This window comes from Pseudomonas sp. LjRoot71 (assembly GCF_964253255.1).
Lineage (GTDB): Bacteria > Pseudomonadota > Gammaproteobacteria > Pseudomonadales > Pseudomonadaceae > Aquipseudomonas.
The window spans coordinates 924,942-937,843 of the sequence record NZ_CAXURA020000001.1; the positions used below are offsets into that span (position 1 = coordinate 924,942).

Annotated in this window: 13 protein-coding genes; 6 read left to right on the plus strand and 7 right to left on the minus strand. The window is 59.0% G+C overall.

Features of this window, described 5'->3' with window-relative positions:
• Positions 1 to 96: 96 nt before the first annotated feature.
• Positions 97 to 1,113, minus strand: a complete 1,017-nt coding sequence (gene ilvC / locus ACSQ17_RS04430) for a ketol-acid reductoisomerase (RefSeq protein WP_233686502.1) — start codon at positions 1,111 to 1,113, stop codon at positions 97 to 99.
• 122 nt (positions 1,114 to 1,235) lie between these two features.
• Between ilvC and ilvY the strand changes: the two genes are divergently transcribed.
• Positions 1,236 to 2,117, plus strand: a complete 882-nt coding sequence (gene ilvY / locus ACSQ17_RS04435; RefSeq protein ID WP_436070428.1) for an HTH-type transcriptional activator IlvY — start codon at positions 1,236 to 1,238, stop codon at positions 2,115 to 2,117.
• 52 nt (positions 2,118 to 2,169) lie between these two features.
• On the opposite strand, the gene ilvN is transcribed toward ilvY, so the two are convergent.
• Both ilvN and ACSQ17_RS04445 read right to left on the minus strand, forming a co-directional pair.
• Positions 2,170 to 2,661: an acetolactate synthase small subunit gene (gene ilvN, locus ACSQ17_RS04440; RefSeq protein WP_108488665.1), complete on the minus strand. Its 492-nt coding sequence runs from the start codon at positions 2,659 to 2,661 to the stop codon at positions 2,170 to 2,172.
• Between the two features lie 2 nt (positions 2,662 to 2,663).
• Positions 2,664 to 4,388: an acetolactate synthase 3 large subunit gene (locus tag ACSQ17_RS04445; protein WP_436067740.1), complete on the minus strand. Its 1,725-nt coding sequence runs from the start codon at positions 4,386 to 4,388 to the stop codon at positions 2,664 to 2,666.
• A 407-nt stretch (positions 4,389 to 4,795) separates the two neighbouring features.
• On the opposite strand from ACSQ17_RS04445, the gene ACSQ17_RS04450 reads away from it, so the two are divergent.
• Complete coding sequence (locus tag ACSQ17_RS04450) at positions 4,796 to 5,239, plus strand: DUF4124 domain-containing protein (RefSeq protein ID WP_436067741.1); 444 nt, start codon at positions 4,796 to 4,798, stop codon at positions 5,237 to 5,239.
• Positions 5,240 to 5,254: 15 nt separating this feature from the next.
• Here ACSQ17_RS04450 and ACSQ17_RS04455 read toward each other — a convergent pair whose 3' ends face one another.
• The 3 genes from ACSQ17_RS04455 to mrcB are packed head-to-tail and all read right to left on the minus strand — an operon-like array spanning position 5,255 to position 8,610.
• Complete coding sequence (locus ACSQ17_RS04455) at positions 5,255 to 5,584, minus strand: YqcC family protein (RefSeq protein ID WP_436067742.1); 330 nt, start codon at positions 5,582 to 5,584, stop codon at positions 5,255 to 5,257.
• On the minus strand, positions 5,584 to 6,276 hold the full coding sequence (locus tag ACSQ17_RS04460; protein ID WP_233686497.1) for a tetratricopeptide repeat protein: 693 nt from the start codon (positions 6,274 to 6,276) through the stop codon (positions 5,584 to 5,586). The genes ACSQ17_RS04455 and ACSQ17_RS04460 overlap by 1 nt, the downstream gene beginning before the upstream one ends.
• A gap of 15 nt (positions 6,277 to 6,291) precedes the next feature.
• Positions 6,292 to 8,610 (minus strand): penicillin-binding protein 1B, encoded by a 2,319-nt coding sequence (mrcB, locus tag ACSQ17_RS04465; protein ID WP_436067743.1) that lies wholly within the window; start codon positions 8,608 to 8,610, stop codon positions 6,292 to 6,294.
• Positions 8,611 to 8,728: 118 nt separating this feature from the next.
• Between mrcB and ACSQ17_RS04470 the strand changes: the two genes are divergently transcribed.
• The 4 genes from ACSQ17_RS04470 to ACSQ17_RS04485 all read left to right on the plus strand — a co-directional run bounded on the left by ACSQ17_RS04470 (position 8,729) and on the right by ACSQ17_RS04485 (position 12,148).
• A complete protein-coding gene (locus ACSQ17_RS04470; protein ID WP_436067744.1) occupies positions 8,729 to 10,291 on the plus strand; it encodes an AAA family ATPase in 1,563 nt (520 codons plus the stop codon).
• Positions 10,292 to 10,377: 86 nt separating this feature from the next.
• On the plus strand, positions 10,378 to 10,722 hold the full coding sequence (locus ACSQ17_RS04475) for a pentapeptide repeat-containing protein (protein WP_436067745.1): 345 nt from the start codon (positions 10,378 to 10,380) through the stop codon (positions 10,720 to 10,722).
• Positions 10,723 to 10,968: 246 nt separating this feature from the next.
• Positions 10,969 to 11,241 (plus strand): TfoX/Sxy family protein, encoded by a 273-nt coding sequence (locus tag ACSQ17_RS04480; protein WP_233686493.1) that lies wholly within the window; start codon positions 10,969 to 10,971, stop codon positions 11,239 to 11,241.
• A gap of 106 nt (positions 11,242 to 11,347) precedes the next feature.
• Positions 11,348 to 12,148 carry a Crp/Fnr family transcriptional regulator gene (locus tag ACSQ17_RS04485; protein ID WP_233686492.1) on the plus strand — a complete coding sequence of 267 codons (801 nt, stop codon included), beginning with the start codon at positions 11,348 to 11,350 and terminating at the stop codon, positions 12,146 to 12,148.
• Positions 12,149 to 12,459: 311 nt separating this feature from the next.
• On the opposite strand, the gene ACSQ17_RS04490 is transcribed toward ACSQ17_RS04485, so the two are convergent.
• Positions 12,460 to 12,867, minus strand: a complete 408-nt coding sequence (locus tag ACSQ17_RS04490) for a ketosteroid isomerase-related protein (RefSeq protein WP_436067746.1) — start codon at positions 12,865 to 12,867, stop codon at positions 12,460 to 12,462.
• Between the last annotated feature and the right edge of the window lie 35 nt (positions 12,868 to 12,902).

Consider the following 12,902-nt stretch of genomic DNA (forward strand, 5'->3'; position numbering starts at 1 on the left):
GACAACACCCATGCACACCTTGGCTTTATACCAGAAGCATTGCGCCACCATGAAAAAACGCGGCCGTAGCCGCGTTTTTTCTCACATCGACAGCGCTTAGTTCTTAGCTTTGTCGACGATTTTGTTGGCACCGATCCACGGCATCATCGAGCGCAGTTGCTCGCCAATGATTTCGATACCGTGAGCGGCGTTGTTACGACGCTTGGCGGTCATCGACGGGTAGTTGGTAGCACCTTCGCTGATGAACATCTTGGCGTACTCGCCGTCCTGGATACGCTTCAGCGCGTTGCGCATGGCCTGACGGGATTCGGCGTTGATGACTTCCGGGCCGGTCACGTACTCGCCGTATTCGGCGTTGTTGGAGATCGAGTAGTTCATGTTGGCGATGCCGCCTTCGTACATGAGGTCAACGATCAGCTTCAGCTCATGCAGGCACTCGAAGTAGGCCATTTCCGGCGCGTAGCCCGCTTCAACCAGGGTTTCGAAACCGGCTTTGACCAGCTCAACGGTGCCGCCACAGAGAACAGCCTGCTCGCCGAACAGGTCGGTTTCAGTCTCGTCCTTGAAGGTGGTTTCGATGATGCCGGTACGACCGCCGCCCACGCCCGAAGCGTACGACAGGGCAACATTCTTGGCGTTGCCGGAAGCGTCTTGGTAGATAGCGATCAGGTCAGGGATACCGCCGCCCTTGACGAACTCGGAACGCACGGTGTGGCCCGGGGCCTTCGGCGCGATCATGATCACGTCGAGGTCGCTACGCGGCACAACCTGGTTGTAGTGGATCGCGAAGCCGTGGGAGAAAGCCAGGGTAGCGCCCTTCTTGATGTTCGGCTCGATTTCGTTCTTGTACAGCTGAGACTGGAACTCGTCCGGGGTCAGGATCATCACCAGGTCGGCAGCAGCAACAGCAGAAGCAACGTCAGTCACTTTCAGGCCATGGGCTTCAGCCTTGGCAACGGTAGCCGAGCCTTTACGCAGGCCAACGGTTACGTCAACGCCGGAATCTTTCAGGTTGCATGCTTGCGCGTGGCCCTGGGAACCGTAACCGATGATGGCAACTTTCTTGCCCTGGATGATCGAGAGGTCACAGTCTTTGTCGTAATAAACTTTCATGTTCTTGGCTCTTTTAATCGAAATGGGCTGGGGTGCATGCACCACGACGAAGACACCTTAAGTGATCCTCACCATTGCGTAAAATGATATATTTGCAACACAACATGCCGATATTTGAAATCATGGACAGTCACACACTCAGGCTCTTCCTCTCCCTGGCTGACAACCTGCACTTCGGCAAAACCAGCCGCGAACTGCACGTCAGCCCTTCCGCTCTCAGCCGCAGCATCAAGCAGCTTGAGGACGAACTCGGCGCACCACTGTTTCTGCGCGACAACCGTTCAGTGCGCCTGACTCGCGAAGGGCAACAGTTCCGCGAGTACGCGAGCGAGGTGATGAGCGGCTGGCAGGCCATCCGCCAGACCTTTAAGCAGGACCAGCTTATCCTCCACGGCGAGCTCTCCCTGTATTGCTCGGTAACGGCCAGCTACAGCTTCCTCTATGACATCTTGAGCAGCTTTCGCCAGGACTACCCACGCATTGAAATGAAGCTGCATACCGGCGATGCGGCAAAAGCCGTGGAGCGCGTGCAGGAAGGATTGGAAGACCTAGCCATCGGCGCTCGTCCCGACAACCTGCCAGCCGGCATCGCATTTCAATCCATCGCTCGCTCGGCACTGTGCTTTATCGGCCCGCAGTCACCTCAGCTATTAAGCGAAGAACAGCTCAGGCATCCCACAGCAGAGAGCTGGCGGGATGTGCCGATGATCCTCTCGGAGGAAGGCCTGGCCCGCACCCGTACCGATCGCTGGCTGAAAAGCCACAATATCAAACCGCGCATTTACGCCCAGGTCAGCGGCAATGAAGCCATCGTCAGCATGGTCAGCCTGGGCTTTGGCATTGGCGTGGTGCCACAGATCGTCCTCGACAACAGCCCACTCACTGCGCGCATCCGTATCTACGATATTCAGCCGCCACTGACCGCCTATGACATCGGCCTGTTCGCGCTGGAAAAACGCCTTAAAGATCCGCTGATCAATGCTTTCTGGAATCGCCAAGGCTAAAAAATGGCCAAAAAAAGCCCCGCTAATGCGGGGCTTTTTTAATGCAACACAATCAGATGCTCAGCACCTTATCACCGCGGGCAATGCCGGTGACGCCACTGCGCACGGTTTCCAGAATCGACGTAGTGCCGATGGCCTGGATAAAGCTGTCGAGCTTGTCGCTCGTACCGGCCAGTTGGATGGTGTAGACGCTGCTGGTCACATCGACGATCTGCCCACGGAAGATGTCGGTGGTGCGCTTGACCTCGGCACGCTGAGCGCCAGTGGCCTTGACCTTGACCAGCATCAGCTCGCGCTCGACGTGAGCGCTTTCTGACAGGTCAACCAGCTTGACCACCTCGACCAGCTTGTTGAGGTTTTTGGTGATCTGCTCGATGACTTCATCATGGCCAACAGTGGTCAGGGTCAGACGCGACAGGGTCGGGTCTTCGGTCGGCGCCACAGTCAGGCTTTCGATGTTGTAGTTGCGCTGCGAGAACAGACCCACCACGCGGGACAATGCGCCGGGCTCGTTTTCCAGCAGCAGGGAAATAATGTGTCGCATGATTAGGTACGCTCCGTCTTGCTCAGCCACATATCGCGCATCGCACCGTCTTTGATCTGCATCGGGTAGACGTGCTCACTGGTATCAACCTGGATGTCGAGGAACACCAGGCGATCTTTCATCGCAAAGGCCTCTTCCATCTTCGGTTTGAGATCTTTTAGATCAGTGATGCGGATACCAACATGGCCATAGGCTTCGGCCAGTTTGACGAAGTCCGGCAACGACTCCATGTAGGAGTGCGAGTGACGGCTGCTGTACATCATGTCCTGCCACTGACGCACCATACCCAGCGCGCCGTTGTTCAGGTTGACGATTTTCACCGGCAAACCGTATTGCAGGCAGGTCGACAGCTCCTGAATGTTCATCTGGATGCTGCCTTCACCTGTTACGCAGGCAACCTCTTCATCCGGGAAACTCAGCTTGACGCCCATGGCGGCGGGGAAGCCAAAACCCATGGTGCCCAGACCACCGGAGTTGATCCAGCGATTTGGCTTGTTGAAACGGTAGTACTGCGCAGCGAACATCTGGTGCTGGCCTACGTCGGAGGTCACAAAGGCATCGCCCTTGGTCACTTCGGAGAGCATTTCAACCACAGCCTGTGGCTTGATGATGCTGCCATCACCTTCGTTGTACGGGAACAGACGGCCATTGCCGCGCCACTCATCGATCTGCTTCCACCAGCTCGCCAGAGCATCCTTGTTCAGCTGCTCACCGATCTCCTTGAGGATGGCGACCATTTCGGTCATCACACTATCAACCGGGCCAACGATTGGAATATCGGCTTTGATGGTCTTGGAGATGGAGGCTGGGTCGATGTCGATGTGAATGATCTTGGCATTCGGGCAGAACTTGCTCGCGCCATTGATCACCCGGTCATCAAACCGCGCGCCGACAGCCAGAATCACATCGGCGTGGTGCATCGCCAGGTTGGCGGTGTAGCTGCCGTGCATACCGAGCATGCCGAGGAACTGGCGATCAGTGCCTGGATAGCCACCCAAGCCCATCAGGGTGTTGGTGACGGGCAGGTTGAGCATCTGTGCCAGTTCAGTCAGCGGCGCTGCAGCACCGCCCATGATCACGCCGCCACCGGAATAGACGATTGGACGCTTGGCTGTCAGCAACAGCTCGGCTGCCTTGCGAATCTGCCCGGAGTGACCACGCAGGGCCGGGCTGTAAGAGCGCAGCTTGACCTTCTTCGGATAGACGTACTCGAACTTTTCAGCCGGGTTGGTCATGTCCTTGGGAATGTCCACAACCACCGGGCCTGGACGGCCGGACTGGGCCAGGTAGAAGGCTTTTTTCAGGACTTCCGGGATTTCCGAGGCATGCTTGATCATGAAGCTGTGCTTCACGATCGGCCGGGAGATACCGATCATGTCGGTTTCCTGGAAGGCATCGGTGCCGACCATGTTGCTCGGCACTTGGCCCGACAGCACCACCATCGGAATGGAGTCCATGTAAGCGGTGGCGATGCCGGTAATGGCATTGGTCGCGCCAGGGCCAGAGGTCACCAGTACCACACCGGCTTTGCCGGTGGCACGGGCATAACCGTCAGCCATATGGGTTGCCGCCTGCTCGTGGCGAACCAGGATGTGGTTAACCTCAGGTTCTTTGAACAGGGCATCGTAGATATGCAGCAGAGCACCGCCCGGGTACCCATAGATGTTCTTAACGCCTTCGTCACGCAAAAAGCGGACGACCATTTCAGCGCCGGATAAAAGCTCCACGTTGTTCACCTCTAAAACGCCAGAAAACCGCCCAACAGAAGGACGGCCTAAGATAGGTTTACTGCCAGCAGAGCATGAGCGACGGTGGTCGCCGACTACGTCAGCTACTACTGAGCAAGTATTGGGAAAAGCCCTTGGTGTTGCGGGATTTTCCCACCCAGCGCGAGGTAACGCGTTGCGGGTGTAACAAGGTCGGCGCGGGTGTGCGCCTCATGTCTACTGAGCTAAAGCCTGCTTGCGGCGGACTCCACTACAGCGAGCGTGGAATTGTTGGGATTCGGCGCAGCCAAGTCAAGCAATCCGTGACTGAATCTGCAATCTTCTGCTGTGACGCAGCGCAGGATGACGATTCGAACATTTTGGTTATAGTAGTCAGCAAGCACCGCAGCTCAACATAAGGAAACCGCATGCGCCGCATGATTATCACCAGCAGCTTGCTGCTCGCCATGAGCGCAACTGCCATGGCCAGCCAGGTTTACAAGTGGGTAGACGCCCAGGGCGTAACACACTTCAGTGCGCAGCCGCCGCAGGGTCAAGAGGCAACCAGCATCAATACCGCCGTGCCGGCCGCCAAGCCAGCAGCCAGCGAAGCGCCAAAACCTGCACCGACCTTCGAAAGCATTGCCGATCCCGAGCAGGCCGCCATCGACGAGAAGGTCAAGCAGGACGTTGCCGCCAAGGAAGCCGAGCGTAAAAAGTATTGCGAAGATGTGCGCACCAACCTTGCGCAGCTGCAGAACAATCCGCGTCTACGCATGGAGGTGGACGGTGAAGTGCGCCGCCTGAGTGAAGACGAGCGCCAGGCGCGCATCAGCGAAACGCAGAAGTCGATTGCCGACAACTGCCAGTGAAGTGATCGGCGCGACTCAGGTCGCGCCAGCAATCAACTGATCGAATTCACCCAAGAGCCTGATCAACTCCCGCGCGCGCTCCATCTCCCCCAGGTAAACCTGTTCGGCCATTGGCTGGATGCCGGATGCTGTAGGCAAAGCCGCTGCGGACTCGAGCAGCTGCTTCATGCGTGGCAGAAAGATCCACTGCAGCCACTGCTCAAACGCCAAGGTGTCGACACAGAACGGCTGCTGACTGGCCAGCGCTTCAGCCGTTGGCGGCTGTTCGCTCCACCAGTTCTGCAGGCGCAACTCGCGCTCAATCAGCAGCAACTGCTCCGCTAGCAGCGGGATACGCTGATCCATCACAGACTGACTCGCGCCTGCTCACGGGCTTGCGCTGCACCTGCCGCATCACCTTGGCGCTCACGGGCCTGGGCAATCAGATTCCACAGACTGGCCTGCAGCGCTGGACGGCCACTGGCATAGCTCAAACCACGTCGCGCGAACTGTTCGGCCTGCGCTGCATCGCCTTGCGCCAGGCGCACCTCGGCCAGACGGTAGAGCACCTGCGGCTCACGCGGAGCAATGCGCTGAGCACGTTCCAAACTGGAGGCAGCGCCATTCAGGTCACCGCCCCCCTGCTGCTGCTGAGCGGTGGTCAGCAAGGCGAGCACCGGGCCATCCAGTTGCTCATCCATGGCCAGGCCGCCACTGGGAATACCACTGGGGGCCGGCGCCGCATAACCACCCTGGGTAGCCGGCGGCGTTGCACTCCACGGCTGACTCGAGGTGCCGGTATCCAGTGGCGCGTTACCGGCCGGGAAGGATTGAATTGGCGTCGTGGTGCCGCCGCCTGGAACCATCACCACCACACCGGAATCTTCCGGCAAAGCCTGCACCTGAGGCGTTGCTGCCGGGTAACCGCTGGTAGCGGAGGCCTGGCCGGATGAAATCGAAGAGCCGCCTTCAACCACAGGAATCGAGCCACGCGGCACACTGCTGCAACCCGCCAGTACCAGCGAAGCCGTTACAGCTGGAATCAACCATTTATTCACAACACACCCTCTCACTTAATCCAACCAGCCGCGTACCCAATCCATCACTTCGTTGACCGGTGCCTGAATACCGCAGGCCGGCCCAGCGACAGGTTGACTGCCGCGAATATAAGGCATCTGTACCGCGTTCGGACAACTCGGATCCGTACCCTGCCCGCTATTGGCGTCGATCCAGGCCTGCACCACATTGTCCGGTACAGGCATATCCAGCGGCAGCGGATCGGCCTTGCGCATGAAATCCGTCCACACCTGCAGCGCTCCGGTAGCGCCGGTCAAGGGCGTCGGTCCATTGTCATCACGACCCAGCCAGACCACGGCCAGAACATCCTGACTGAAGCCGGCAAACCAGCTGTCGCGCGAGTCGTTACTGGTTCCGGTCTTGCCGGCCAGCGCCAGCGAGCGCGGCAACTGGCTGTACACCGAGCGCCCTGTGCCTTCAGACATCGTGCGCTGCATGGCGTTCTGCAGCAGGTAGATGGCGCCACTGTCGAAGCGCTGCTGAATCTGGAAGGGGTAGCGTTTCAGCGGCTGACCATCGGCCGTCAGCACATTGCGAATGCTGCGCAGGGGCGTATTGAAACCACCATTGGCCAGGGTCTGGTACATATTCGCCACATTCATCGGGCTCAACCCACCCGCGCCCAGCAACATTGACGGATAAGCCGGCCACTCCTGCTCGACACCCAGCCGCTTAACCGTTTTCAACACCTCTGGCACCCCCACTTCCAACCCCAGCTTGGCGGTGGACAGGTTGTAGGAGTTGACCAAGCCCTGATACAGGTAAATCGTGCCATGGGCCTTGCGATCGTAGTTCTGTGGACTCCACACCTGACCATTGGCGCCTTTGATGGAGAACGGCTGATCTTCCAGCAGGCTGGTCAGGGTGTACTGACTCGGTCGTTCGAGCGCCGTCAGGTAAATCGCCGGTTTGATCAGCGAACCGATTGGGCGTACCGCATCCAGCGCCCTATTGAACCCGGCAAAGCGTGGCTGACGGCTGCCTATGATGGCCTGCACCTCGCCACTTTCCGGACTGGTTACGACCATGCCCGCCTCAACCTGATCAACCCCCTTGCGCCCAGACAGGCGCTTGAGCGTGTCCGCCAGGGCGCTTTCTGCCTTGAGCTGCAGAATCGGATCGAAGCTGGTGAAAATGCGCAGACCTTCTTCGGTCAGGTCCTGCTCCTGGTAATCCTCACGCAACTGGCGTTTAACCAGATCGAGGAAGGCCGGGAATGAACTGTCAGCCAGACTGCCGCGCCGGGTGATACCCAGCGGCTTCTGCTTGGCCGCCTCCACCTCTTCGACACTGGCTACGCCCTGCTCTGCCAGCACATCCAGCACCAGATTACGGCGCTCCAGCGCGCGCTCCGGGTTACGCCGCGGGTTGTAGTAAGTCGGCCCCTTGACCATACCGACCAGCAAGGCGACCTGATCAAGCTTCAGTTCGGACAACGGCTGACTGAAGAAATACTGGCTGGCCAGGCCAAAGCCATGCACCGCGCGCTGACCGTCCTGACCGAGGAAAACCTCGTTGAGGTAGGCTTCAAGAATGTCCTTCTTGTCGTAATGCAGCTCCAGCAACACCGCCATCATGGCTTCGGTGGCCTTGCGCGAGAGGCTGCGCTCATTAGTCAGGTAAAAGTTCTTCACCAACTGCTGAGTCAGGGTGCTGCCGCCCTGACGCAGCTGACCGGCGGTGGCGTTGATCCACACCGCACGGGCGATGCCCTTGGGCGACACGCCGAAGTGATTGAAGAACTCGCGATCCTCGATCGCCACCAGGGTTTCCACCAGATAAGGCGGCACCTGTTCCAGCTTGATCAGCACACGGTCTTCCTGATGTGCGGGGTACAAGCCGCCAATCAGTAACGGCTCAAGCCGCGCCACGGCCAGGTTGCCACCACCCGCCTGAGTCAGCCCAGCAACGTAATCACCAGAAAAACGCACACGCACACGCTGCGCAGGCTCGGTACTTTCATAGAACTGGAAACCGCGCGAATGCAGCTCGATGTTATTACCCGCTACCGAAACGCCACCGGGCCCTGCCACCGTGTTTTCACGGCGATAGCCCAAAGCGTCCAACTCCTTGAGGAAGTCATCCTTGGCCAGCTTCTGCCCCACGAATAGCTCCAGCGGCCTTGCATAGACCTTGGCGGGCACAGTCCAGCGCTTGCCGGAGAACTTCTCCTGGACCACAGCATCGAGATAGACCGCAAACACGGCGAGCACCACCAGGCCGACCAAACTGAGCTTGAGAGCCCAGCCCAGCCAGGGGCGCATGCCACCGGTACGGCGTTTAGAACGGGGACGGGAAGATCGGGTACGAGTCATGGCGCGGCATTATACGCACTTTGTCCACTTGCCAGCAGGCTGCCGCTGCGGTTTGCAGACGGGACTTGAGCGGCCATAATGGCCGCCTCTTATTTCAGTACAACGCCAAGGACCGCCCGTGAGCCAAGCTCTGATCGCCGCATTGCAGAACCCGGCACTCTACCCACACCCGGTGGAGCAGTTTCAGGTCATCGAAACCCATATTTCCTGGGTGATACTCACCGGCCCCTTCGCCTACAAGATCAAGAAACCGGTGAATTTCGGCTTTCTCGATTTCACCGAGCTGAGCGCCCGCGAGCACTTCTGCAAGGAAGAGCTGCGGCTCAATCAGCGCCTGACCCAAGGCCTGTACCTGGACGTGTTGCCAATCAGTGGCAGCCTCGAGGCCCCGCAACTTGGCGGCAGCGGCGCGGCTATCGAGTATGTGTTGAAAATGCGCCAGTTCCCGCAAAGCCAGCTGCTCAGCGATGTACAGGCACGCGGCGAGCTGACTGAAGCGCATATCGATGGCCTGGCCAAGCAGATTGCCGACTTCCATGGCCGCACCCCAGCCGTGGCCACCGAGCACCCGCTGTGCTTGCCACAGGCCATTGTCGCGCCGATGCGGCAGAACTTCGTGCAGATCCGTCCGCTGCTGTCCGACGCAGCCGACCTGCGCCAACTCGATGCCCTGGATGCCTGGGTAGAAGCCAGCATCGCCCGTCTGGAGCCGCTGCTGGCCCGTCGCGCGGAGGCTGGCGCGATTCGCGAATGCCATGGCGATATCCACCTGGGCAACGCCACCCTGCTCGACAGCAAAGTGGTGGTGTTCGACTGCATCGAATTCAACGAAGAGTTCCGCCTGATCGATATCGCCCTGGATGCCGCCTTCCTCGCCATGGACTTGGAAGACCGCGGCCTCAAGGCGCTGTCGCGGCGCTTCATCAGCGCCTGGTTGGAGCTCAGCGGCGACTACGACGCGCTGGAACTGCTCAACCTGTACAAAGCCCACCGCGCCCTGGTGCGGGCCAAAGTCGCCCTGTTCAGTCTGGCCCACCAGACCGATGCCGTGCAGAAGGCGGTCACCCTGCGCCAGTACCGCAACTACGCCAACCTGGCGGAAAGCTACAGCGCCATCCCGTCCAGCTTCCTGGCCATTACTCACGGCGTTTCCGCCGTGGGTAAAAGCCATGTGGCCATGCGCCTGGTCGAAGCTCTGGGAGCGATTCGCCTGCGCTCGGATATAGAGCGCAAGCGCCTGTTCGGTGAGCAAAAGGATGCCGACCTCGGCAAACTCAGCGCCGGCATCTACAGTCAGGATGCCAGCGCGGCCACCTACCAACGCCTGCACCAGTTGGCCGAATCAGCCCTGCGCGCCGGTTTTCCGGTTGTTATCGACGCCACCTACCTCAAGCAAGCCCAGCGTGATGCCGCCAGCCAAGTAGCCGAGTCCTGTGGCGCGCCCTTCCTGATTCTCGAATGCCATGCACCTGACGAGGTGATTGCCAGCTGGCTGGAACAACGCCAGGCCGCCGGCACCGACCCATCCGATGCCACCATGGACGTTGTGCGCGCCCAGCACGCCAGCCGTGAAGCGCTCACAGAGGACGAACTGCTGCACAGCAAACGCGTCGACACCCATGAAAGCGCCAGCCTGGACACCTTGATCGCACGCATCCGCCAGCGTCTTCCAGGACTGTAATACCGCCCAGGGGAAACCCATCCGCGGCGCGAGCAGAGCGCGCCGCGGCCTCTATACTGAGGGTAACCCTCATATGGAGATGCCCCATGAGTCAGCCCAGACAACTGGACAACCCGTTGTATGCCCTGATCCACGACGAAAAGATTTCGGCCTTCAACGCGCAGAAACCCAAGGACAGCATTGTCGACCTGAGCGGCGGCGATTTTCGCGGGCTCGACCTGCGGGCTCTGGACGCCCAGGGAATCAACTTCACCAACGCCTACTTCCGCGGCACCGACCTGCGCGGGCTGGATCTGCGCAACTCCAAACTCGAAGGTGCCAGCCTGGCCCACGCCCAGATCTCCGGGGCCTACTTCCCGGTCGAGCTGACGGCGGACGAGATTCTCATGTCAGTTAATTTCGGCACGCGCCTGCGTTACAACACTCGTTGAGCAGCCAACCCATCAGCCAAGTGCTCGGTGCGCTGCCAGCATCACCGATTGTCGCGCACGGGGTCTGCGAAACCACATTGCGAGCAGCACAACGGCCATGACCCGCTGCAACAATTGGAGCCCGAACGGCCCCAGAACTAAGGTGATGCCAAACCGCCACGCTTTATCCAGTGGCCGCTACACTTTCTCTCAGGAACGCCATACTGACTCCATCCGCACGACTGCCAAGCAGCGCAAGGAGGCCTGATGAACGATGAACTGCAGCACCTGAAGAACCTCGGAAAAACCTCGGCCCAGTGGTTACACGCAGTGGGCATCCACAGTGCGAACGACCTGCGCCGACTGGGTGCGGTCAGCGCCTACCGAGCAGTGCGCGCCCGTGGTTTCAGGGCCTCCAAAGTGCTGTTGTATGCCATTGAAGGCGCCTTGCTGGATGTGCACTGGAACGACCTGCCCCCGGGGCACAAGGCCGAACTGAACGGCCAACTCGACGAAAGTTCACACCACAACAAGAGCTAGCTCACAACCTCTCTGCCTTTTGATTTACCTGAAGCCCGCTGGCAACTATTGTTTTAGGGACGTTCGTGCGGTTTAGTATGCCCAGCCAGTTCAAGGAAATTCGCTCATGTATTTACTCGGGGAGCAACCGGCTTACGCCGATCAGCTGATCAACCGACTACAAAGCATCCCCACCCAATTGCTCGAAGGCCTTGCGCCTGCGGGTTCTTCATTACAACTGGAGCGGGCGGATGATCTGGCCAAGATCCTGCCGGGCAATCAACTGTTCATCATTGAAAACGGCCTGCTGCACGCCGTGGTTGACGAGCGTCCGCTGTTCTACCTGCAGGAAGGTGATTTGGTTGGCCTGCGCCAAGGGCTGGACATGCCGAGCTGCCGCTATAGCAGCGAAGAACAACTGAGTCTGATCCCCTACTCGCGCAGTGATGTGTTCAAACATATCTACGCCAGCGAGCAGCGCCAGGAGCTGTTCATTCAGTACCTGATTGGCCATACCGCTCTGCTGTCTGACGCACTCGCGCGCCTGAAACAACCTGAAATTCGTCCGTCCACCGGCTTCCAACACTTTGCCGCCGGTGAAGAGCTGATTCATCAGGGCGATGTCGCCGATAACGTCTTCATCATCATCGAAGGCCACGCCGAAGCGTACGTCGATGGGCACAAGGTTGGCGATGTACAAAAAGATGAAATCTTCGGCGCCATGGCCGTGTTCACTCGCGAGAAGCGCAGCGCCACTGTACTGGCTAGCGAGCCGTGCACCGTGATGGTCATCCCTAAAGAGCAATTCCTCAGCCTGATGCAGAGCAACCCACGAATTGCCCACAGCCTGATCGAGAGCATGGCCAAGCGCATCGACCTGCTCAACAAGGAAGTCACCCAGCTACGCCTGCCCGCTGCAGACGCCTGATTACAGCGTGCAAGCAAACAAACCCGGCCTGGCGCCGGGTTTGTTGTTTACGGCGTCACAGATTCCGCAGGTGCAGTAAAAAGTTTTGTCTGACGCGTTGACTTGAAAATGAGAATTGTTATTATTACCTCAACTGGTCGCGAGATCAGCCGATAAGCTTAAGAGACCTTCAGTCGGCCTCTTCAGATTATCTCCTCATCAGGCTAATCACGGTTATTGACCCGGCTTTTGCCGGGTCTTTTTTTGTCCGTGAAAAGCCCCCATGCAGCTGATAACGCCAGAGCTGATACAAGGCTAACGGTATCAACAGCCTAGAAATCGACCTGGGCCAACCACTCGGGCAAGTTGAAGTACTGAGTGACGCGACTGATCTTGCCGTCGCGAATCTCGAAGAAACTCGCCGCTGTCAGCTGATAACGCTGACCACAGGCATCCGGCAGGCCGTCATCGGTGCTCAGGTATTCACCGCTCAGGGTGAACTCGCAAGCAGCGCGCTGCCCACTTGGCTCCGTGAGGATCTGCAGGTGATCGATGCTTTCGCGGTAGCAGCGCTGAGTGCGCGCCAGGTAATCGGCAAAGGCAGGCAAGCCTTGCTCACGTGGCCCTTGGTTGATATCCAGCAGCACATCATCCGTGAGCAGGGCCAGGCAGGCGCGGCTATCGCGCTCGTTGAGGGCGTTGAAATAACGGGTAATCAGAGCATGGGCAGCAGCTGGCATCGGCAGTCTCCGGAAAATCCCGCAGACTACCCGCT